Raw genomic sequence first — 21201 nt, 5'->3', positions numbered from 1 at the left:
ACGTCAACATCGACCGGAAAGCGATTATGATCGCAACTTTGAAGGGGTTTACCCAGCAGCTGGTGCCGGTGAATGGCATCAAGATCAACGCTGTCACGGGAGGCTCAGGTCCGCCGATCCTTCTGCTTCACGGCTGGCCGGAAACATGGTGGGAATGGCACAATGTGATGCCGCTGCTGGCCGAGCATTTCAGCGTGGTGGCCATCGATCTGCGCGGCGCAGGCTTTTCCGACTGCCCGCTCGACGGCTATGACAAGGCAACGATGGCCCGCGACGCGCACGAGGTCATGATTGCCCTTGGGCATGAACGCTACGCCGTGTGCGGACATGACATCGGCGGAATGGTCGCCTTGCCGCAGGCCGCCATCTATCGGAAGGCTGTTACCCACCTGGCCGTCCTCGACGTTCCGCTTCCCGGCTGGACCGAATGGGAGGCGACGACCGCGAGGCTCTGGCACTTCAGCTTCCATATGAACCGGGATCTACCCGAACGCCTGATCCATGGCCGTGAATGTGACTATGTTTCGGCTTTCATGGCAGAGCGGTTCTACGATCACAGCACCTTCAATCCGGCGGACATCGAGATCTACGCGAAGGCGATGGCTCGTCCTGGCCGAACGCGCGGCGGCATGGAATGGTATCGCACCCTCGCCGCCGATCATGCGGCTGCTCTTGAGTACAAGAAGAACCCCCTCGAGATACCGGTCCTTGGTCTGGGTGGGGACCAGCGGTTCGGTGCGCAGATGGTGCCGATGCTCAAAGAGTTTGCCAGTCATGTAACCGGTGGCTCGATCGCGCGGTGCAGCCACTATGTCGCGGATGAGCGGCCCAACGAAGTCGCGGCCGCCCTGGTCGATTTCCTCAAAGCCAACTGAAACTCTGCGCCCGCGCCGTCGCGGGCCGGGCGGATCGCGACGCAGCGGGCGAATTGCGCCCGAAGCGGTCGCGATGGATAGACAAAATCAAGGAGACTGTCATGACCGCACCTCTCATTCGCGGCGTCAATCATATCGGCATCACAGTGCCCGACATCGAAGCGGCAAAATCGTTCCTGGTGAAAGCCTTTGGCGGCCAAGTGATCTACCAATCCTTCGGACTGCAGGATCCGCCGCGGCAGGGACCCGAATTCGAGCGGGCCGTCGGCGCTTTCCCCGGAACGGTTGTTCGTGCGCAGGCGATGGTCAAGATCGGAACCGGACCCGATATCGAGCTTTTCGAAATGCACGGCCCCGAGCAAGCCGAGCCGATCCAGGCGAGTGACTTCGGCATCACGCACTTCGCTCTCTACACCGACGACATCGACGCATCAGTCGAGCGCTTCGAGAAGGCTGGTGGCACACCCCTCACAGCGCCGCGCGCAATTCCTTATGCCACCGAGAAGGGGCCTGGAAACAAGGTCTGCTACTGCCGCATGCCCTGGGGCACGACGATGGAATTCATCACCACGCCGGACCGTATGCCCTATCATGACCAGACTGAACTGCGCAGGTGGCAGGACGAGGACTGAGCAGGGCGCGAAAAGGGGACTCGCATAGACGTTGGCGCATAAATCGTCGGGGGCTGGCGGTGTGAGGGTTCTGGCGGGTATAGAGGCGTCCCGCTGAAGCCGAGAGCCCGATGCCTTACAAGGCCAACGAAAGCCGTCGCCACAAAATCCCGAAGGCGCGCTACCCGGTCGAGAACTGGTCGAACTACGATGCGGCGCTGCGCCGGCACGGCGACCTGACGCTCTGGGTGACGCCGGAGGCGATCGCCGTGTGGACGCCGCCCGCCACGGGGCGGCCTGGCCGGCCTTCCCGCTACTCGGACTTGGCAATCGAGACCGGGCTGATGCTGCGCCTCGCCTTTGGTCGTCCGTGGCGCCAGACCGAAGGCTTGCTGGGTTCGCTGATGCGCCTGCTCGGACTGGAACTGCCAGTTCCAGATCACACGACCTTCTCCCGGCACAGTGCCAACCTGGAGGTCGCGTCGGCGCTGGCCCGGACGGACGGGCCGGTGTCGGTGGTCATCGATTCCACCGGACTGAAGGTGTTCGGCAAGGGCGATTGTCACCTCGAAAAGTACGGCGGCACGGCGCGCCGGACGCGGAGAAAGCTGCACTTGGCGGTCAATCCCAATACTGACGAGATCCTGGCCTCGGCGTTGACGTCCCACGAAGAGGGAGACACTTTGCTGGTCGGCCCACTGCTCGACCAGATCGTCCGTCCGATCGGCACGGTGCTGGCCGACGGCGCCTATGACGGCGAACCCGTCTACCGCGCCGTCGCCGCCCACACACCCGACGCCGAGGTGATCATCCCGCCGCGCTCGAGCGCTGGTGCCGAGCGACACGGCCGAGGGCGCGCCCACGCAGCGTGACCGCCACATCCAGCTGATCAACGAGCGTGGTCGGCTGGGCTGGCAGCGGGCGGTCCACTACGGCCACCGCTCCTTGGACGAGGTGGCCATGATGCGCTACAAGCAACTGATCGGGCGCAGCCTCCGTGCTCGGACTCTGCCTGCCCAGAAGGTCGAGCCCACCGTCGGCTGCAAGGTCATGAACATGATGACCAGCTTGGGCATGCCGACCACCCGCAAGGTCGCCTGAGCACCACTGACCGCCGGTGAACTCCGCTCTCGCGCCAATTCGTGCATCAAAGTCGTCCGCGCCAGCATCGGCTGAGCCGTCGCCGCGTCACCTCTGCTGCATGGCCTTGCCGGGCCGCCCTATTGCGCCGCGTGACCGTCGAACGGGTAGCGCAGGGTCTCGCGCGCATAGGCCTCGACATAGGCCATCAACCGGTCGGAGGCCGCCGCCGCTTCATCAGCGTCGCCGCGGTGGATCGCCAGCATCAGGTCGGCATGGGTTTTGGCTCCATCCTCCAGGCTGCCGGTATGGGCATGGTAGTTCTGGAACCAGAAGCGGCGGGACAGCGACCGCAGCGGCCGGATGGTTTGGGTCGCCACCGGGTTGCGGGCGCACTGATCGAGCAGCTGGTTTACCTCCTGGTCGAGATGCATGAAACGCATACCGTCGCCGGTGCGCGCCGCCTCCAGCATCTCGTCGGCGATGCTGCGGCAGCGCTCCCGCTCGGCCGGCAGGGCGAAGCGGGCGGCCCGCCGGGCGATCAGCCGCTCCAGCTCACGCCGCACATCCAGAACATAGAGTTGGAGCTTCACGTCCACCTCGGTGACCATGATCCCGCGTGACGGGACGATGGTCACCATGCCATCCAGTTCCAGCCGCTTCAGCGCCTCGCGCACTGGGGTGCGGCCGATCCCGAGTTGGGTGCTGACCTGCTTCTCCGACACGAAACTGCGCGGCGGCAGCGTGCCCGACACGATCAGCTCCTCAATGGCGGCATAGGCCTGATCGGCCATCGATCCGGCTTCGGTCTGGGCTCCCGCCTGCTGCCCCATCTGCTGACTGGCCGGCTCCGTCACCCTGTCGCCCCTCATCCATTGCCGCCGGTTCGATCCGACGCCCGCTTGCGTCCCTCGTCCTGGCTTTAGCGCGCCAGGACGGAGGACGCAAGCGGGTACAGGCGCCGCAAACTTCCCCGTCCTATTACGGTTTGCCGGCGTCGGCGGATTTGCGGATCAGCGGGCATTCGCTCTCCGCCAGCGGACGGGCCGCATCGGCGGCGGCAATGACGCCCAACTGCTTGTAATAGTCCCATTTACCTTTGGATTCCGCCGGGGTTTTCACCTCGAACAGATACATGTCGCGCAACACCCGGCCATCCTCGCGGATGCGGCCGTTTTTGGTCATGAAGTCGTTGATCGGCGTGTCGCGCATCGTCTTCATCACGGTCGGCGCATCAATGGTGCCGGCCGCTTTCACCGCCTTCAGGTAATGGGTGATCGCACCATAATTGCCGGCCTGCACCATGGTCGGCATGCGGCCGGTCCGGTCGAAGAATCGTTTGGAAAAGGCGCGGGTCTCCTCATTCTGATCCCAGTAGAAGGCCTCCGTCAGCACCAACCCCTGCGCCGTCTCCAGGCCGAGCGCATGGATGTCGGACAGGAACATCAAAAGCCCGGCCAGTTTCTGGCCCTGCTTTGTAATGCCGAATTCCGCCGCCTGCTTGACGGTGTTGATCAGGTCGCCACCCGCGTTGGCAAGCCCAATGACCTTGGCCCCGCTCGCCTGTGCCTGCAGCAGGTAGGAGGAGAAGTCGGCGCTGTTCAGCGGATGGCGGGCCGAGCCCAGAACCTTGCCGCCGGCCCCGGTGACGAAGGCGGCGGTGTCGCGCTCCAGCGACAGGCCGAAGGAATAATCGAGCGTGATGAAGTACCAGCTGTCGCCGCCCTGCTTCACCATGGTCCGTCCGGTCCCGGCGGCCAACGCATAGGTGTCGTAGACCCAGTGGATGCCGTTGAGCGAGCAGGCCTTGCCGGTGAAGTCCGATGAGCCGCCGGCGGTGCCGAAGACGATCTTGTTCTTGCGCCGGGTCAGTTCCTGGATCGCCAGCATCACCGCCGAATTGGGCAGGTCGATCACCACCTCGACATTCTTGTTGTCGTACCAGTCGGCGGCGATCTGCACGCCGATGTCGGCCTTGTTCTGGTGGTCGGCGGAAAGCACCTCCACGGGACGGCCGAGCACGGAGGCGCCGAAATCCTCCACCGCCATCTTCACCGCCTCGAGGCTGCCGCTGCCGCTGAGGTCGGCAAGCGAGCCGGACAGGTCGGTCAGCACGCCAATGCGGATGGGGCCGGTCGCCTTCTTGGCAGGCGCAGATTGAGTGGTGGTCGTCTGGGCCGCGGCCGGCCAGGATAGCGTGCCGAACGCCAGCGCGATGCCGGCAGCCGTGGCGGCCAGGAACCCGTGGGACACGAGTTTCATCATGGATCGTCCCTCCCTTTTCAGGTGATCGTCTGGTTGTCTGAAGCCTTACTCTTGGCGGGTCGGTCGTTGGGCGCCGATCCTTACAGCGGCTGAAATGCACAGAATTAAGTGGCCGGCTTCATCGTCGCCGCGATGGCCAGACGGGATTCCTCTCCCGCATGGCAGATGCCCTGCAACGCCGCCGCCATGTCCAGCATGGTGGAAAGGTCGACCCGGTCTGCCTGCTGCAGCATACGTTTGGTCATCCGAACCGCCTCCGGCGGATTCGCGGCAATCTCCTCCGCCAGAGCGAGCGCCGTCGGCATCAGCTCGGCGTCCGGCACCACGCGGGAAACCAGCCCCAGGGCCGCAGCCTCCACCCCGCCGACGGCCCGTCCGGTAAAGGCCAACTCGGCGGCGACGGCCGGTCCGGCGACGCGCGTCAGAAACCACAGCCCGCCGTCGCCGGAAATCAGCCCCAGCTTGACGAAGTTTGAACTGATGCGTGCCGACTCCCCGGCAATGCGCAGGTCGCACATGAAGGCCAGATCGCAGCCGGCGCCATAAGCCGGGCCGTTCACCGCCGCGATCACTGGGATCTCGAGAGCAGCCATGGCGCGTGGGATGCGCTGTACCCCGTCGCGGTAGGCGTTGCGCACCTGGTCGGCGGGGCCGCCGAACATGCCGCGCCGGTCACGGATGTCATGGATGTTGCCGCCGGCGCTGAACGCCTTGCCGGCGCCGGTCACCACCAGCACGCGCACCGAGCGGTCGTCTCTCATCTCCTCCAGCGTCGCCACCAGCGGGTTCAACACCGGTGGATCGGTGACGGCGTTGCGGGTTTTCGGCGCGTCCAGCGTCAGGATCGCGACGGCGCCCCGGCGTTCCAGCCGGACCGTGCCAGCGCTTTCGTCCGTATCGTCACTCATGCATCACCACCACGGCGCGGATCACGTCGCCGCGCTCCACGTCTTCGAAGGCCTCGTTGATAGACCCGAGCGGCAGGCGCCGGTCGATCAGCTCGTCCAGACGCAGGCGGCCGTCGAGATAAGCCTGTGCATAGGCCGGGAAATCGTCGGCCGCCTTCGCCCCGCCCAGGCTGGAGCGCAGGATGCGCCGTTCGCCGCTGATCGAGCCAAAGCGCAACTCGACCAGACGGTTGGGATCGGTTTTGCCGAGAATGGTGACGCTGCCGCCCGGCCGGGTGCAGTTCACCGAATCCTGTAACGAACCGATGACGCCCGCCGCCTCGAAGGCGTGGTCGGCCCCGCGCCCGCCGGTGATTGCGCGCACCTGGGTGGCCAGATCCTCGCCGCCGAGCATGGTGTGGGTGGCGCCGAAAGCGCTGGCGCGCTCCAGCTTGTCGGCGCGGCGGTCGACGGCGATGATCGCCCCGGCTCCGGCCAGCCTTGCCCCCTGCACGACGTTCAGCCCGACCGGGCCACAGCCGACCACCACCACGCTGTCGCCCAGGCCGACACGGGCGACGCGCAGCGCCGCACCGACGCCGGTGATGACGCTGCACCCCAGCAGGCAGGCACGGTCGAACGGCATTTCGTCCGGCACCGGGATCGCCGCGGCCTCCGGCACCACGGCATATTCGGCGAAGGACGAGACGCTTAGGAAATGGCCGACCTCTGCCCCGGCGGCATCGCGCAGCCGCTTGCGGCCTGCCGACAGGGTGGCGGCGCGATGGTTGGGCACCACCATGTCGCACAGCATCGGCTGGTCATGGCGGCAGTAATAGCATTGGCCGCAGGCGGCGTAGATCGTGCACACCACATGCTGGCCCGGCTTCACCCGTTGCACCGCGGAGCCGACCGCCTCGACCACGCCAGCGCCCTCATGGCCGAGCACCACCGGCGGCGGCACCGCGAAGGCTCCGGTCATCGCCTCGCGGTCGGTGTGGCACAGGCCGGCGGCATGCATGCGGATCAGCACATCGCCCGACTCCAGCGGCGCCAGGGTGAGCGGTTCGATGGACAGCGGCGCTCCCGTCTCGCGAAGCACCGCCGCCTGGAAGGTCGATCCCGCCATCCACCCTACTCCGCCGCCGGCCGTCGGATTCCGGCCTCGGCCCAACGCAGGATGCCGTCGTCGCTACCGGTCTGCAGAGGCTCGCAGTTCCGGGCCACCACCCATTCGGGGCGGGGATTTTCGACGCCATGCGGCCGGTTGGAGACCTGATTGTAGACGGTGTAGATGTGCCAGCGCGAATGGCGCGACATGTTGTGGCCGGAGCCGTGGACGATGTTCGGATGGAACAGCACCACAGTGCCCGGTTTGCCGGTGATCGCCACCGGGTCGCCGAAGCGCTGCATGATGTCGATGACCTGATCCTTGGGCACGGTCCACAGCTTGTAGGACGTCGTGGTTTCGTCCATCTCAGGATCGAGCCGGCCCAGCTTGTGGCTGCCGGGGATGAAATACAGGCAGCCGCCGATCTCCGTTGCCTCGTCCAGCATCAGCAGCGAAGTGGTCATATCCGGCCGATCGACGCCGTCGGTCTTCCAATAACCGTAATCCTGGTGCCACTGCCAGATGGCGCCGTCGATCGCGTCCTTCAGGTTGCATTTTGTGTGGTAGACATAGACCGGCTCGTCGCCCAGCACCTGGCGCGCCGGATCGATCACCCGCGGCAGCGTCGCCAAAGCCTGGAACGGCGGCGAGGCGGTCGGGCTGCGTTCGTCGTGAACGCGGAAGACCGTCCGAACGGTGCCGCTCTTCTCACGGATCACCCCTTCGGCTTCATTTCCCGTCACCCTCAGCAGGTCGCGACGCAGGATTTCCACCTCCTCGCGCGACACGAGGTCGGGAAACACCAGATATCCGCGCTCCTCATACTCCGCCATCTGCGCATCGGTCAGCCTCATGGCATCCTCCCTCGGTTCTGAATTGAAGATACTGTTGATGTACAGCCGATATATCGGTACCATATTATCGTATGCAAACGCGTTCAATGGAAATTGTCAACGATCAGCACATTGAACAAAAGGCGTGGGGGACGGACCGGCTCGTTCGGCCGCATTGAGCCGACGACCGGCGTCGATGCCGACAGGATCCAAAGGGAGGACATGGCCGATGCAGATGCCGACAGCGTTGTGGACCGATCTGGTCGAACCGGATTTCCTTGTTCCGCTAAGGCGCGCCGTCGCCGAGCATGTGGAGCCTGACGCCGACGCCGTCGATCGCGAGGACATCTATCCGGTGGCGGCGATTAAGGAACTGGCCCGTCGGGGCTACACCAGCCTGACCCTGCCGCAGGAACTCGGCGGGCGCGGTCTGGGCTTCGCCCATTGCGCGGCGCTGTTCGAGGAAGCCTCCTACGCCAGCGCCGCCGTCGGCATCAGCCTGATCACCATCCTGCAGGCCCAGACAATCATCCACCTGTTCGGCGCCGACAGCCTGAAGCGGGCGGTGCTGCCGGAGTTCGGCCGCGGACTCATCACCTCCTACGCCCTCACCGAGGCCAACCACGGCAGCGACATCCGCAGCCTCGACACCAAAGCGGTGCGCGACGGCGACCGCTGGATCCTGAGTGGGCGCAAGTCCTTCATCACCTCCGGCTCGGCGGCGGAAGCCTATGTGATCCTGGCGCAAACGCCGGTCGGCGTGTCTGCCTTCTTCGTCCGCCAGGGCATGGACGGCGTATCGACGGAGGAAGGTCCGAACGCCGCCACCTTCGGCCTGCGCAACGGTCCGCACGTCGATCTGGTGCTGGATCGGGTGGCGCTGCCTGCCGATCATCTGATCGGGGTGGAGGGCAAGGGCGTACGCCAGGCGGTGACGACGCTGGACTATTCGCGGACCATGGCCGCCGCCATCAGTCTCGGCATCGCGAGGGCTGCCTTCGACGGTGCCCTGGCCTTTGCCGCCGGGCGCAGTGCCTTCGACCGCAAGATCCTCGATTTCCAGGGAATCCAATGGTACTTCGCCGACATGCTGGCGGAAATCGACGCCGCCCGGCTGTTGACCTACGAAGCCGCGCGCAAGCTGGACGACCATGACGACATCGCCCGTTTCGGCAGCGAGGCCAAGCTGCTTGCCAGCCGGGTCGCCACAGATACCGCCGCCCGCGCCGTGCAGATCTGCGGCGCCTACGGCGTCATGGAATCGGCGCGCTTCGGACGGTACCTGCGCGACGCCAAGGCTTACGAAATCGCCGGCGGATCGTCGGAAATCCTCAAGAACACCATCGCCAAGCGGCTGCAACAGCATGTGATCCGGCAGCAGGAGGCGCTGTCGTGATCGCCGATCCGCTCTATGCCCGCGCCGCCGCCACGCCCGACCGTCCCTTCCTGCTGTTCGGGGACCGCACCATCACCTACGGCGCCATGGCGGCGCTGGTGGACAACGCCGTCGAGCGGCTGGCCACGCAGGGCGTGACGGCCGGCCAGACCGTGGCAATGATGGTCGGCAACCGGCCCGGTTTTCTCGTCGCATGGTTCGCATTGTCGGAACTCGGCGCCATCACGGTTCCACTCAACACCGCCCTGGTCGGCGAGGGGCTGCGCTATTTGCTGGAACAGAGCGAAGCCTCCCTGCTGATCGCCGAAGAGGAGTTTCTCCCCGCCCTGCCCGCCTCCGCTCCGGCGCTGTTGCCGATGAACGACCGCTTCGAGACGGCGTCCGGCCGCGAGTGGACTCCGCGCCGCCGCCTCGCCCTGCCCGGCGGCACGGCCAACGCCATCCTCTACACCTCCGGCACCACCGGGCTGCCGAAGGGGGCGGTCATCCCGAACGCCTGCTACGAGCTGGCGGGCGAGCATATGGCGGCGGCGCTGGAGCTGACGGACGAGGACCGGATCCTGCTGTTCCTGCCGCTGTTCCATGCCAACCCGCAGATGTATGGCGTGATGTCCTGCCTGCGGGCCGGGGCAACCATTGCGCTGCTGCCGCGCTTCTCGGCGTCGCGGCTGTTGGAGGATGCGCGGCGTTACGGCGCCACCGGCTTCACCTATGTCGGCACGGTGCTGAGCATCCTCGCCAAGCGGCTGACCGGGCCGGAGCGCGGCCATTCCCTGCGCTGGGCGGTCGGCGGCGGCGCGCCCCCCGGCGTCTGGCGCGAGATCGAGGAGCGGCTGGGTATCGCCGTGCGCGAACTATACGGCATGACCGAGACCGGCGGCTGGGTGTCGATGAACACGGCGCAGGCCGCCAAGTTCGGCAGCGTCGGCGCGCCACGGCCGGACACCGAGCTGTGCGTGGTCGATGCCGACGACACCCCGCTCCCTCCCGGCGAGAAGGGGGAGATCGTCGTCCGTCCCCGCCGTCCCGGCCTGATGTTCGACGGCTACTGGAAAAAACCCGAAGCGACGGTGGCGGCGACGCGGAACCTGTGGCTGCATACCGGTGACCGCGGCATGATCGACGCCGACGGCTTCCTGCATTTCGACGGCCGGATGAAGGAGTTGATCCGGCGCGCCGGGGAGATGATCGCCCCCGTCGAGATCGAAACGGCCCTGCTGAAGCATCCGGCCGTTCAGGACTGCGCAGTCGTCGGCGTTGCGGACGACATTCTCGGCGAGGAGATCAAGGCGGTGATCGTTCCCCGCCCCGGCTTCGACCCGAGGGAACTACCGGCATTCCTGACCGGCCGCATCCCCGCCTTCATGTGTCCGCGCTTCGTCGAGTTGCGGACGGAAATCCCGAAGACGGCCACCCAGAAGGTTCAGCGCCATCTGCTGCACGACCATCCCGGCGACATCGTGGATCTGGGGCGGCACAAGGGGTGATGCGCCGCTAATCCCTTGCGGCATCCTCGCCATCCGCGGAACCGCCGAGACCAAGCTGGCGCATGCGCCGCCACAACGTCGCCCGGCTGATGCCCAGAGCGCGCGCCGCCTCCGCCCGATTGCCGTGGGTGCGGGACAAGGCGCTTTCGATGGCGGCGCGCGCGTCGCCGCTGTCCTGGCCCGCAGCCCCATGCCCGTTCCCGCCGGCCGGCCTGTCCTGCCCAGGCGGTTCGAGAAACAGCTCAGGACAGTCATGACGCAGAATCCCGGCGGGAATATCCTCGACGGTGCCGAATTGCAGAACAAGCATGGTCAGACGCTCGCAGATATTCTCCAGTTCGCGCACGTTGCCCGGCCAACGGTAGCTGGCGAGCCGGGATTTCAAAGGCTCGACGACGACCGAAGGCGCCAGCCGGATCCCGGTGCGCTCCAGGCAGGCGGCGACGAACCCCTCGGCCAGCACCGGCACATCCTCCACCCGGTCGCACAGCGGCGGCAGGCGCAGGCGCAGCGTGTTCAGCCGGTAAAGCAGGTCGGCCCGGAACGCGCGCTGCGGCACCAGTTCCTCCAATGGCTGATGGGTGGCCGCGATCACCCGCAGATCGACCGGAACCGGCACGACACTGCCCAGACGCACGATCTCGCGCTCCTGAAGCACGCGCAGCAGCCGGGTTTGCAGGGCCAGCGGCATGTCGCCGATCTCGTCGAGGAACAGCGTGCCGGTGTGCGCCGCCTCGAACAGCCCGACCTTGCCGCCCTTGCGGGCCCCGGTGAAGGCCCCCTCCTCATGGCCGAACAGCTCCGATTCCAGCAGGGAATCCGGAAAGGCCGAGCAGTTGATCGCCACGAAGGGGCGGCCGGAGCGCGGGCCGAGATTGTGGATGGCCTGGGCGAACAGTTCCTTCCCCGTCCCGCTGTCTCCGGAGATCAGCACCGTCAGGTCGCTCGCCGCGAAGCGCCGCGCCGTGGCTCGTGCCTGCTCGATGGCCGGACTGTCGCCGCGGATGTCGTCGAGTGTGTAGCGGGTCGTCCGGTTGGGGCGCCGCCGGGTCTGGGACCGCAGGCTGACGTCCGCCTCGCTGATGGCGCGGGCGTCGTAGACCGTGATCATGGCACCGGTGACCTGCCCATGCTCGCGGATCGGGATGCGGTTGGCGATCCAGTCGCGGCGGCGGAACGTCAGGACACTGCCCTTTTCCGCCTCGCCGCTGCCCAGCACTCCGCGCAACGACAGTTCCGGCGCCACCTCCGCCGCGACCCGGCCGAGAATGGCGTTCGGGGGAAAGCCCAGCAGGGCTTCCATCGCCGGATTGACCGCCGTCACCCGGTCGGCCGGATCGACTGCGAGCACCGCTTCCTGAACATTCTGGAGGACGCCGTTCAACTGGCTGTAGCGTGCATTTTCCAGCCGGGCGATGCGGGCCATTTCCAGCGCGTCGTCCAGCCCCTGGCGCACGCCCGCCACCGAATAGGCCAGGATGCCCTCCATTCCCAGCCGCTCGGTCGCCTCGACCACCACGCTCGACCCGATGATGACGGGAAAGCCGCGCTCAGCCATGCCCTTGACGCAGGCGACGGCCTCGTCCGGTGTCTCGTAGCAGCCCTGCTCCACCTCGGTCCGCAGCAGCCCCTTGATGGCGTCCAGTTCCGGGATGATGCGGCGGTGCATGACGATACCGACCCGGTTCGACCGCTCCCGCGCCTTCAGCAGCGCCAGCAGGATGTCGTAGCCGCCGACCTTGATGGTGGCGACCGGCGACTTCACGGTGCTGCGCAGGTAGCTGGCATTGGCGCCGGCGCTGACGAAGGCGTCCACCGCACCCGACGCCTCGCGCTCCCGCGCCACGGCCAATGCCGCCTCATAAGCTTGGTCGATCACCTCGATCTCGGCACGTTGGGCATATTCGTCCAGAACCGCACGCGCCAGCCGGGTGAGATGGCGGTAGCTGAGAAAGCACAGCCGCAACCGCCCATTGTTCGGATAGCCCAACGTCATTGGCATGGTTCCTTACCCCCCGGCCATCCGCCCTCCGCATCCGTCCCGACGGGGCCGGCGACATCGATCCGGGACTGCCGCCGTTTCATCAGCGTTGCAAACAAATGTTTCATGACACGTTTCTTCGCAACAAGCCACCCGTTTCATGAAACGCCTCTCTCAGTCCCCCGAATCACCAATCGATTGATATTGAAAGAAAAAATCATCGGGTACCGGATTGGCACACCGCTTGCTGATTGATGAGCGAACAAACATTCCGCAAACGAAGCATCTGGGGCGAAGGGTATGGCACCACTGAACGGCATCCGGCTGATCGACCTGACGCACATGCTGTCCGGTCCCTACGGCACCATGCTGCTGACCGATCTGGGGGCCGAGACGATCAAGGTCGAACCACCGGGTCGGGGCGAAGGAACGCGGCAGTTGCTGGCCGGCGATCCCGATTATTCCCGGCACGGCATGGGGGCCTATTTCCTCACGCTCAACCGCGGCAAGCGCAGCGTCTGCATCGACCTGAAAAGCGAGGAGGGGCGCGCGGTCTTCCTCGACCTCGTCCGCAAGAGCGACGTGGTGTTCGACAATTTCAGCGCCGGTGTGACGGAGCGGCTGGGCATCGACTTCGCGTCGCTGTCGGCGGTCAACCCGCGCATCGTCACCTGCTCGGTCACCGGCTTCGGCGGCGACGGTCCCGATCCGAACCGGCCCGCCTTCGATCAGGTGGTGCAGGCGATGGGCGGCGGCATGAGCATCACCGGCCTGCCCGACGGACCGCCACTGCGGTCCGGCATTCCCATCGGCGACCTGGGCGGCGGACTGTTCGGCGCGCTGGGCGTGCTCGCCGCGTTGCAGGAGCGGGAGCGGACCGGCGTCGGCCGCCATGTGGACGTGTCGATGCTGGACGTGCAGATCTCGCTGCTCAACTACATGGGCACGATGCACCTGATGTCCGGGCATGTGCCGGAACGGCTGGGCAACGGCCATTTCGTCCATGTTCCCTACAACACCTTCAGGACCGCCGACGGCCACATCATCATCGCCTGCATCGGGGACGCCTTCTTCGAGCGGCTGCTGCCGGTCATCGGGCGGCCGGAGCTGGAAGCGCCGGACTACCGCCTGCAACCCGGCCGCTACGCCGACAAGGAGCGGATCGAGCGGATCGTCGGGGAGGAACTGGTCAAGGACAGCTCCGCCAACTGGCTCGCCCGGCTGCGCGAAGCGCGGGTGCCCTGCGGCCCGGTCAACGATTTCGCCCAGGCGATGTCCGATCCCCAGGTGGTCGCCCGCGACATGGTGGTGGAGGTGCCGCTGTCGCAGGGCGGCACGGTGCGGATGCCGGGCAACCCGATCAAACTTTCGGGGGGCAAGCTGTCCGGCCGCAAGCCCGACCGCTTCACCGCCCCGCCAGAGCTGGGCCACGACACCGACGAGGTGCTGGAAGCGCTGCTGGGCTACGGGCCCGAACGCATCGGCGAACTGCGCCGCGCCGGACGGGTGGGGTGAGCCATGGACCGCCTGCTGTTGACCGAAGTTGCCCCGCGCGACGGATTGCAGAACCAGCCGATCCTCGTTCCCACCGCCGGAAAGCTTGAGCTGATCCGGCGGCTGGCCGAGGCCGGGCTGACGCGGATCGAGGCCGCCAGCTTCGCCTCGCCCAAGGCCGTGCCGCAGATGGCCGATGCCGAGGAGATCGTCGCCGGAATCCGCTCCCTGCCGGGCGTGGATGTCTCGGCCCTTGCCATGAATGGGCGCGGCCTGGACCGGGCGCTGGCCTGCGGAACACCGCAGATCGCCACCGTGGTGGCGGCGACGGAGGAGATGAACCGGCGCAACATCAACATGACGCTGGATCGGGCGACCGCCGCCGCCGAGGAGGTGATCGGCCGCGCCCTGGAGGCGGGTATCGCCGTGCGCGCCTATGTCGCCGTCGCCTTCGAATGCCCGTTCGAAGGGCCGGTGGAGCCGGCCGCCGTCATCCGTCTGGCGGAGCGCTTCGCCGCCATCGGCGCCGACGAGGTGGTGATCGCCGACACCATCGGCGCCGCCGCTCCCGGCCAAGTGACCGCCCTGCTGCGGGCGCTGCTTCCCAGCCTGCCGGCGGAACGGATCGGCATGCATTTTCACGACACGCGCGGCTTTGGCATCGCCAACGCCCATGCCGCCATCGAGGCGGGCATCCGCCGGCTCGACGCCAGCGCCGGCGGGATCGGCGGCTGCCCCTTCGCCCCCGGCGCCGCCGGCAACCTCGCCACCGAGGACGTGGTGCTGCTGGCTGAGAAATCAGGCCTCGCCACCGGCGTCGATCTGCCTGCCCTGATCGACGCGGTGGATGTCGCCGGACGCCTGCTGGGCCGGCCGCTGGGCGGACGGGCCATGCCGTGGCTGAGACGCAGCCACGCGCAGCCCACCGGAGTTCCCGGTTGAGTGCATACCAGAATATTCGACATCATTTGCTTTGCCGATAGTTCAGACGCAAAAGGGAATAAAGTCCTCAACGATCCAATGAAAAGCAGGGAGGAGCTTGGTCATGAGTTTGACAACCGGCATGGACCGACCGGCCGCCGCACTGGTGGCGCGGGCCGCTGCCTCCACCGTGGGAAGCCTGTTCCTTTCCACCGCGCGGCTTTATCCGCAACGCATCGCCATCGAGGATGACGGCCAGGACGAGGTCCGCATCCTGACTTTCGCTCAGCTCGCCGAACGGGTGAACCGCAGCGCCTCGGCGCTGGCGGCACTGGGGGTGACGCGCGGCGCCCGCGTCGCCGTGCTGTCCGAGAACCGGCTCGAATACATCGAGACGCAACTTGCCTGCGCCCTGCTGGGAGCGATCACCGCCTGCCAGAACTGGCGCCTCAGCCCACGCGAGCTGGAACACTGCATCGGCCTCGTCGCGCCGACGGCGATCCTGGTCTCGCCCCGGCATGCGGGCATCCTGTCCGACGCCGCCACCGCCGGGATCCCGGTGATCGAATTCGGCGCGGAGTGGGAGAGGCGCCTCGCCGCCGCCTCCGCCGACACGCCGCCGGACGTCGCCGAGCCGGAGGATCCCCTGCTGATCCTCTACACCAGCGGCACCACCGGCCTGCCCAAGGGGGCGGTGCTGACCCATCGCAGCCAGCTGGCCCGCATGGCGGCGGCGCCGTTCGACCTGGGGGTGCGGCCGGGCAACACGAACCTGTGCTGGCCGCCGCTCTACCACATGGGCGGCACCGAGCCGGCGCACTACGCCCTGCTGACCGGCGGGCGGGTGATCGTGCTCGACGCCTTCGATCCCGACCGGATCGCCGACAAGATCGAGACCGAGCGGTTCGAATGGGTGTCGATCATGCCGGGCACGCTGGGCCGGATGATCGAGGTGCTGGAACGGCGCGACGTCAGACCGCGCGGGCTGCGCACCTGCGGCGTGATGGCCGACCTGTCGCCACCCGCCGAGGTGGCGCGGCTGAGCGAACTGCTGGGCGCGGACTTCCTCAACTGCTTCGGATCGACCGAGACCGGCACCCCTCCCCTCTCCGGCCGTCAGCTTCCTCGCGGCGCCACCGGCGATCTCGGCAAGGCGCCGAGCGTCGGGGCGGAAATCCGGCTGGTCGACCCGGACGACAACGACGTTCCCGACGGCGGCATCGGCGAACTCGCCATGCGCGGCCCGACGCTGTTCAGCGGCTATTGGAACAACGAGGCGGCGACCCGGCAGGACTTCCGCAACGGCTGGTTCCACATGGGCGACCTGCTCCGCCGCCGGCCGGACGGGCTCTACGATTTCGTCGACCGTGCCAAGTACCTGATCAAGTCGGGCGGCGAGAACATCTACCCGGCGGAGATCGAGCGCGTGCTGGTCGGCCATCCCGACGTGCGCGACGCCGTGGTCGTGCGCCGGAAGGACGCCCGCTGGGGCGAAATCCCGGTGGCGGTGGTGGTGTCCGCCAACCCCCGCCTGGAGGCCGCCGAGCTGTCCGCCCTGTGCCGGCGGGAGCTGGCCGGATTCAAGCAACCCAAGGCCATCCACTTCGTGCCGCCCGAGCGCATCGCCCGCTCCACCACCGGCAAGGTGCAGCGCGGCGTCATCGAAAGCTGGGTCGAAAGTTGGGTCGATAGCCAGACGGTGGAGCCATCATGAGCGACAGCCTGTCCACCTATGCCGCCGCCGCCACCGGCGACGACGCCGCCGAGCTCGACGCCCTTGTCCGCACGGTGAGCGGCTTCGTCCAGACCTCCCTGCGGCCGCACGAGGAGGCGGTGGACCGCGCCGACGACGTCGATCCCGGCCTGATGCGCGATCTGCGCCGGTCGGCCGCCGATCTCGGCATCTACGGCTACAACATGCCCGAGGAGATCGGCGGGCCAGGGTTGAGCCGGATCGCCATCTCGGCCATCGACGAGGCGACCGGCCACACCAGCATGCCACTCGCCGAAGCCTGCGGCCATCTGCCGGGATCGCTGCTGTTCGCCGACGCTGCCCAGCGCGACTGGTTCGTCGGACCGCTGATGCGCGGCGAACGCACCGTCGCCTACGCCCTGACCGAACCGGACGCCGGGTCCGACCTGAACGCGCTGCGGACGCGGGCGCGGCGGACCGACGGCGGCTGGCGGCTGTCGGGCGCCAAGACCTTCATCTCGCATGCGGAGACCGCCGACCACACCATCGTGCTGGCGGTGACCGACCGTGACGCGCCGCTGAAGGGGCGGCTGACCACTTTCATCGTGCCGCGCGGGTCGCAGGGCTTCATCGTCGAGCGCCGCTTCCGCAAGCTGGGCTGGCACGGCTACCACCTCTCGGCGCTCAGCTTCGACGACTGCTTCGTGCCGGACGACCATGTGCTGGGCGCGCCCGGCGCCGGCTTCGGCGTGATGATGGCGACCATCAACAACGACCGGCTGTTCGTGTCCTGCCGCTGCGTCGGCATGGCCCAGCGGCTGATCGATCTGGCGGTGCCCCATGCCCGCGACCGCACCACCTTCGGCAAACGGCTGGCCGACCATCAGGCCATCGCCTTCATGCTGGCGGATTGCGACGTGGAGATCGATGCCGGCCGGCTGCTCTGCGCCAAGGCGGCGCGCCTGTCGGACCAAGGGCATCCCGACGCCCGCATCGCCGCCTCGCGCGCCAAGCTCTACTGCACCGAGATGGTCGGGCGGGTGGCCGACCGGGTCCTCCAGATCTTCGGCGGGGCCGGCTTCATGGCCGACCTGCCGGTGGAACGCATCTATCGCGACGCGCGCGGCTTCCGCATCGGCGAGGGCACCTCGGAGATGCAGCGGCTCCAGATCGCGCGCAGCCTGATCGACCGGATGTGAGGACAATCGCGAATGGAAACCACGCTCCTGGCCCAATCCCTGCTGCTGGCCCTGACCACCGCCGGGCTCTACGCCGCCATCGCCTCCGGCCTCACCCTGGAATTCGGCGTCACCGGCATCATCAACTTCGCGCATGGCGAGTTCGTCATGCTGGGCGCCTTCCTGACCTATTTCCTGTACGAGACGGCGGGCGTGCCGCCGCTGGCCGGAATGGTCCTGGCCGGTCTGGCGATGACGACCCTGTCCTGGCTGGTCTTCGACGGCTTCCTGTCGAGGGTGCTGAAACAGGATGAGCACAACCAGATCCTCGCCACCATCGGCCTGTCGATCCTGCTGATCAATCTGGCGATGATCGCCTGGACGCCGGACGCCCGCGTGATGCACGCCCCGCCCCTGCTGCCGGCGTTGCATCTCGGCGATGTCATCGTTCCCGGCAACAATCTGGTCGTGCTGCTGGTCGGCATCGCGCTCTATGCCGGGATGATCTGGTTCATGCGGCACACCCGCCAGGGGCTGCTGCTGCGTCTGGCCGCCGACGACCCGCAGCTGGCGGTCCTCGCCGGGGTGGACGTGACGCGGATGTTCCGCCTGTCCTTCCTGATCGGCGGGCTGACGGCCGGCGTCAGCGGCGGCCTGGTGGCGCTGATCCTCTATGTCCAGCCGCTGGTCGGCGTCGATCTGGTGATGCGCGCCTTTGCCATTGTGGCGCTTGGCGGGCTGGGCAGCATCGGCGGCGCGCTGATCGGCGCGGTGCTGCTGTCGGCGGCGGAGAACCTGACCGCCACCTTCGTGCCGGGCGGGGGAAGCTGGGGCTACGGCGTCGCCTTCGTCATCATTGTCCTGGTGCTGGTCGTGCGGCCCACCGGCCTGTTCGGATCGGAGCGGCGCGCATGAAGACCGGACTGACGCGGCTCCTCCCCTATATCCTCATCCTGCTGGTCACGCTGGCGCTGGTCTGGATCGACAAGCCCTTCTGGATCCAGCTCGCCATCGGCGTCGCCATCACCGCGATCACCGCGCTTGCCTGGGACATCCTGTCGCGCACCGGCCAAGTGTCGCTGGGATCGGCGGCCTTCTTCGGCATCGGATCCTACACGCTGGCGATCTTCGAGCCGCTGATCGGGCTGACGCTGGCCTGGATCGCGGTCGTGGTGGTCTGCGCGCTGGCGGCGACGCTGCTCGGCCTGCTGACCCTGCGGCTGCGCCGGATGTATTTCGCCATCGCCACGCTGGGCTTCGCCCTGTCGATGCAGGTGCTGGTCGTGGTCTTCCCCGACGTGACCGGCGGCTCGGGCGGCATCGCCCCGCCGGTGCTGGCGGACGGCGATCCGCGCTGGCAGCTCGCGCTGATCGGGTTGCTGCTGCTGGCGGCGGTGGCCCTGTCGGACGCGCTGCTCGGCCTGCGCTTCCGCCCGGCCTTCTTCATGATCCGCACCAAGCCGGAACTGGCCGCGGCCAGCGGCGTGCCGGTGGTGCGCATGAAGATCTTCGCCTTCATCGTCTCGGGCGTCCTGATCGGTCTGGCCGGCGCCTGCTACGGCGGCCTCTATGGCTATGTCGTGCCGACCGACGTCTTCACCACAAACTGGAGCGTGCTGCCGCTGGCCATCGCCACGCTGGGCGGAATGGACACAACCATCGGCCCGCTGCTGGGTGCCATCGCGCTGAAGGCGCTGGAGGAGGTGGCCCGCTCGGTGATCGGCGGCACCGGCTATCAGGTGGTCTACGGCGCCGTGATCATCCTGTTCGTCATCGGCATGCCGCAGGGGATCGTCGGCCTGCTGCGCAAGGCCGGAACGCTGGCCGGACGCCGCACCACGGCCGGCGAGAAGAAGAAGGAGCGGGAACGCCATGCGTGACACAGCCTCTCCCGACATCACCCGGCGGTCTGCGCAGCCATTCGGCGGCGCGATCCTGGCGGTCGAGGATCTGACCGTGGCCTTCGGCGGCCTGAAGGCGCTCGACGGGGTGTCGCTGTCCATCGCGGCGGGTGAGATCACCGGCCTGATCGGCCCCAACGGCTCGGGCAAGAGCACGCTGGTCAACACAGTATCGGGCCAGCTTCCCGTCCGCGGCGGACGCATCCGCCTGCATGGCGGCGACGTGACCGGGCGGCGTCCCGACCGCATCGTCCGCGCCGGTATGGCCCGCACCTACCAGATCCCGCGCGTCCCCCCCACCCTGACCGTCGAGGAGGTGCTGTCGGTTCCGCTGCTCTATGCCGGGCGCGACCGCCACCGGCTGCTGGGGCTGGGCGACGCCGCCGCCATCGCCGCCTTCTGCGGGCTGGGGCCGCTGTTCCGCCGTTACTGCGGCGACCTGTCGGTGACCGACCTCAGGCGGCTGGAGATCGCCCGCGCGCTCGCCTGCGCGCCGGACCTGCTGCTGCTGGACGAGGCGATGGCCGGCCTGTCGCACGAGGATTCGGTGGAGGTGATGGGCCTGATCCGCAACGTCCACGAACAGGGGATCAGCATCGTGATCATCGAGCATCTGATGCGCGTCATCACCAGCCTGTGCCACCGCGTCGTGGTGCTGAACAACGGCCGCCTGCTGGCCGAAGGCGCGCCGGCCACGGTGCTGGCCGACCAGGCGGTGCGGGAGGCCTATCTGGGCAAGGGGTTCGCCACATGAGCCGCTTCGTCGGACGGATCGGCGGCGCCTCCTACGACCGCCTGCGCGTCCTCCACCAGCTCGACATCGCGGTGGAGAGCGGGCACATGCTCGTCATCCTCGGCTCCAACGGTGCCGGCAAGACCACGGCGCTGCGGGCGCTCGCCGGCACCGTCGCCACCAGCGGCCGCCATCTGGCGCTCGACGGCGAGGACTTGAGCGGCTGCGCGCCGTGGCAGCTTCCGGCCCATGGCGTGGTGCTGGTGCCGGACGGGGCGCGCTGCTTCCCGAACCTGAGCGTCGAGGACAATCTGCTGGGCGCCCATGGCGCTGCGGCGGGTCGGCGGCGGCAGGGGCCCTATGGGCAGCTGCGCGACATGGTGTGCGGCTATTTCCCGATCCTGCGCGACCGCAGCCGCCAGATCGCCGGCACCATGAGCGGCGGCCAGCGCCAGATGCTGGCGATCGGCCGCGCCCTGATGGCCGAGCCGTCGGCCCTGATCCTGGACGAACCCTCGGCCGGGCTGGCCCCGATCATCGTCGAGGAGCTGTTCGTGACGCTTGCCAAGATCAAGCGCGAGACCGGCTGCGCCATCGTCATGGCCGAACAGAATGTCGGCTACGCCACCCACATCGCCGACCATTGCGTCGTGCTGGAGGAGGGGCGGACCGCCCTCTCCGGACCGATGGCAGAGGTCGTCAACCATCAGAAGCTGCGCAGCGCCTATCTGGGCATCTGACGCAGCGGAAACGGA

General features: G+C 67.6%; 18 protein-coding genes and 1 pseudogene. 13 read left to right on the top strand and 6 right to left on the bottom strand.

Going from position 1 to position 21201, the window contains the following annotated elements; translation table 11 throughout:
* Positions 1-26 precede the first annotated feature (26 nt).
* From TSH20_RS00415 to TSH20_RS00405, 3 genes and pseudogenes are all read left to right on the top strand, one after another.
* The gene (locus tag TSH20_RS00415; RefSeq protein ID WP_109072858.1) at positions 27-875 is read left to right on the top strand and encodes an alpha/beta hydrolase; all 849 of its coding nucleotides are present in this window, start codon (positions 27-29) and stop codon (positions 873-875) included.
* Positions 876-976: 101 nt separating this feature from the next.
* On the top strand, positions 977-1507 hold the full coding sequence (locus TSH20_RS00410; protein ID WP_109072857.1) for a VOC family protein: 531 nt from the start codon (positions 977-979) through the stop codon (positions 1505-1507).
* A 110-nt stretch (positions 1508-1617) separates the two neighbouring features.
* Positions 1618-2587: pseudogene (locus TSH20_RS00405) on the top strand (IS5 family transposase).
* Positions 2588-2706: 119 nt separating this feature from the next.
* Here the strand turns inward: TSH20_RS00405 and TSH20_RS00400 are convergent.
* The 5 genes from TSH20_RS00400 to TSH20_RS00380 all read right to left on the bottom strand — a co-directional run bounded on the left by TSH20_RS00400 (position 2707) and on the right by TSH20_RS00380 (position 7683).
* Positions 2707-3438, bottom strand: coding sequence for a GntR family transcriptional regulator (locus TSH20_RS00400; RefSeq protein WP_109072856.1), 732 nt, complete (start codon positions 3436-3438; stop codon positions 2707-2709).
* A 109-nt stretch (positions 3439-3547) separates the two neighbouring features.
* On the bottom strand, positions 3548-4831 hold the full coding sequence (locus TSH20_RS00395) for an ABC transporter substrate-binding protein (protein ID WP_109072855.1): 1284 nt from the start codon (positions 4829-4831) through the stop codon (positions 3548-3550).
* A gap of 104 nt (positions 4832-4935) precedes the next feature.
* Positions 4936-5739, bottom strand: a complete 804-nt coding sequence (locus TSH20_RS00390; RefSeq protein WP_109072854.1) for an enoyl-CoA hydratase-related protein — start codon at positions 5737-5739, stop codon at positions 4936-4938.
* On the bottom strand, positions 5732-6847 hold the full coding sequence (locus TSH20_RS00385) for an alcohol dehydrogenase catalytic domain-containing protein (protein WP_109072853.1): 1116 nt from the start codon (positions 6845-6847) through the stop codon (positions 5732-5734). Before TSH20_RS00385 ends, TSH20_RS00390 begins: the two co-directional genes overlap by 8 nt.
* 5 nt (positions 6848-6852) lie before the next feature.
* On the bottom strand, positions 6853-7683 hold the full coding sequence (locus TSH20_RS00380; RefSeq protein ID WP_109072852.1) for a phytanoyl-CoA dioxygenase family protein: 831 nt from the start codon (positions 7681-7683) through the stop codon (positions 6853-6855).
* A 208-nt stretch (positions 7684-7891) separates the two neighbouring features.
* Between TSH20_RS00380 and TSH20_RS00375 the strand changes: the two genes are divergently transcribed.
* Together TSH20_RS00375 and TSH20_RS00370 are read left to right on the top strand one after the other, a co-directional pair.
* The gene (locus TSH20_RS00375; protein ID WP_109072851.1) at positions 7892-9058 is read left to right on the top strand and encodes an acyl-CoA dehydrogenase family protein; all 1167 of its coding nucleotides are present in this window, start codon (positions 7892-7894) and stop codon (positions 9056-9058) included.
* Positions 9055-10545: an AMP-binding protein gene (locus TSH20_RS00370; RefSeq protein ID WP_109072850.1), complete on the top strand. Its 1491-nt coding sequence runs from the start codon at positions 9055-9057 to the stop codon at positions 10543-10545. Before TSH20_RS00375 ends, TSH20_RS00370 begins: the two co-directional genes overlap by 4 nt.
* Before the next feature lie 7 nt (positions 10546-10552).
* Here TSH20_RS00370 and prpR read toward each other — a convergent pair whose 3' ends face one another.
* Entirely contained in the window at positions 10553-12541 is a 1989-nt protein-coding gene (gene prpR, locus TSH20_RS00365; protein WP_109072849.1) for a propionate catabolism operon regulatory protein PrpR, read from the bottom strand.
* A 285-nt stretch (positions 12542-12826) separates the two neighbouring features.
* Between prpR and TSH20_RS00360 the strand changes: the two genes are divergently transcribed.
* The 8 genes from TSH20_RS00360 to TSH20_RS00325 all read left to right on the top strand — a co-directional run bounded on the left by TSH20_RS00360 (position 12827) and on the right by TSH20_RS00325 (position 21186).
* Entirely contained in the window at positions 12827-14041 is a 1215-nt protein-coding gene (locus TSH20_RS00360; protein ID WP_109072848.1) for a CoA transferase, read from the top strand.
* Between the two features lie 3 nt (positions 14042-14044).
* On the top strand, positions 14045-14962 hold the full coding sequence (locus tag TSH20_RS00355) for a hydroxymethylglutaryl-CoA lyase (protein ID WP_109072847.1): 918 nt from the start codon (positions 14045-14047) through the stop codon (positions 14960-14962).
* A gap of 103 nt (positions 14963-15065) precedes the next feature.
* On the top strand, positions 15066-16655 hold the full coding sequence (locus TSH20_RS00350) for an AMP-binding protein (RefSeq protein WP_199231973.1): 1590 nt from the start codon (positions 15066-15068) through the stop codon (positions 16653-16655).
* Positions 16652-17833: an acyl-CoA dehydrogenase gene (locus tag TSH20_RS00345; protein WP_109072845.1), complete on the top strand. Its 1182-nt coding sequence runs from the start codon at positions 16652-16654 to the stop codon at positions 17831-17833. Before TSH20_RS00350 ends, TSH20_RS00345 begins: the two co-directional genes overlap by 4 nt.
* 12 nt (positions 17834-17845) lie before the next feature.
* Positions 17846-18727 (top strand): branched-chain amino acid ABC transporter permease, encoded by an 882-nt coding sequence (locus tag TSH20_RS00340; RefSeq protein ID WP_109072844.1) that lies wholly within the window; start codon positions 17846-17848, stop codon positions 18725-18727.
* Positions 18724-19692 carry a branched-chain amino acid ABC transporter permease gene (locus tag TSH20_RS00335; protein ID WP_109072843.1) on the top strand — a complete coding sequence of 323 codons (969 nt, stop codon included), beginning with the start codon at positions 18724-18726 and terminating at the stop codon, positions 19690-19692. Before TSH20_RS00340 ends, TSH20_RS00335 begins: the two co-directional genes overlap by 4 nt.
* Positions 19685-20467, top strand: coding sequence for an ABC transporter ATP-binding protein (locus TSH20_RS00330; RefSeq protein WP_109072842.1), 783 nt, complete (start codon positions 19685-19687; stop codon positions 20465-20467). The genes TSH20_RS00335 and TSH20_RS00330 overlap by 8 nt, the downstream gene beginning before the upstream one ends.
* Positions 20464-21186: an ABC transporter ATP-binding protein gene (locus TSH20_RS00325; protein ID WP_109072841.1), complete on the top strand. Its 723-nt coding sequence runs from the start codon at positions 20464-20466 to the stop codon at positions 21184-21186. The genes TSH20_RS00330 and TSH20_RS00325 overlap by 4 nt, the downstream gene beginning before the upstream one ends.
* Positions 21187-21201 lie beyond the last annotated feature (15 nt).

Origin of the sequence: Azospirillum sp. TSH20 (assembly GCF_003115935.1) — a bacterium.
GTDB lineage: Bacteria > Pseudomonadota > Alphaproteobacteria > Azospirillales > Azospirillaceae > Azospirillum.
Note: the sequence above shows the minus strand (reverse complement) of the source record. Positions and strands in the feature narration are given on the sequence as shown.

What these genes read in the sequence shown, in the direction of transcription:
- TSH20_RS00340 (WP_109072844.1), top strand. Translation starts at nt 17,846, where the DNA reads ATGGAAACCACGCTCCTGGCCCAATCCCTGCTGCTGGCCCTGACCACC.
- TSH20_RS00400 (WP_109072856.1), bottom strand. Translation starts at nt 3,438, where the DNA reads ATGAGGGGCGACAGGGTGACGGAGCCGGCCAGTCAGCAGATGGGGCAG.
- prpR (WP_109072849.1), bottom strand. Translation starts at nt 12,541, where the DNA reads ATGACGTTGGGCTATCCGAACAATGGGCGGTTGCGGCTGTGCTTTCTC.
- TSH20_RS00335 (WP_109072843.1), top strand. Translation starts at nt 18,724, where the DNA reads ATGAAGACCGGACTGACGCGGCTCCTCCCCTATATCCTCATCCTGCTG.
- TSH20_RS00350 (WP_199231973.1), top strand. Translation starts at nt 15,066, where the DNA reads ATGAGTTTGACAACCGGCATGGACCGACCGGCCGCCGCACTGGTGGCG.
- TSH20_RS00325 (WP_109072841.1), top strand. Translation starts at nt 20,464, where the DNA reads ATGAGCCGCTTCGTCGGACGGATCGGCGGCGCCTCCTACGACCGCCTG.
- TSH20_RS00415 (WP_109072858.1), top strand. Translation starts at nt 27, where the DNA reads ATGATCGCAACTTTGAAGGGGTTTACCCAGCAGCTGGTGCCGGTGAAT.
- TSH20_RS00355 (WP_109072847.1), top strand. Translation starts at nt 14,045, where the DNA reads ATGGACCGCCTGCTGTTGACCGAAGTTGCCCCGCGCGACGGATTGCAG.
- TSH20_RS00375 (WP_109072851.1), top strand. Translation starts at nt 7,892, where the DNA reads ATGCAGATGCCGACAGCGTTGTGGACCGATCTGGTCGAACCGGATTTC.
- TSH20_RS00330 (WP_109072842.1), top strand. Translation starts at nt 19,685, where the DNA reads ATGCGTGACACAGCCTCTCCCGACATCACCCGGCGGTCTGCGCAGCCA.
- TSH20_RS00390 (WP_109072854.1), bottom strand. Translation starts at nt 5,739, where the DNA reads ATGAGTGACGATACGGACGAAAGCGCTGGCACGGTCCGGCTGGAACGC.
- TSH20_RS00385 (WP_109072853.1), bottom strand. Translation starts at nt 6,847, where the DNA reads ATGGCGGGATCGACCTTCCAGGCGGCGGTGCTTCGCGAGACGGGAGCG.
- TSH20_RS00360 (WP_109072848.1), top strand. Translation starts at nt 12,827, where the DNA reads ATGGCACCACTGAACGGCATCCGGCTGATCGACCTGACGCACATGCTG.
- TSH20_RS00395 (WP_109072855.1), bottom strand. Translation starts at nt 4,831, where the DNA reads ATGATGAAACTCGTGTCCCACGGGTTCCTGGCCGCCACGGCTGCCGGC.
- TSH20_RS00410 (WP_109072857.1), top strand. Translation starts at nt 977, where the DNA reads ATGACCGCACCTCTCATTCGCGGCGTCAATCATATCGGCATCACAGTG.
- TSH20_RS00345 (WP_109072845.1), top strand. Translation starts at nt 16,652, where the DNA reads ATGAGCGACAGCCTGTCCACCTATGCCGCCGCCGCCACCGGCGACGAC.
- TSH20_RS00380 (WP_109072852.1), bottom strand. Translation starts at nt 7,683, where the DNA reads ATGAGGCTGACCGATGCGCAGATGGCGGAGTATGAGGAGCGCGGATAT.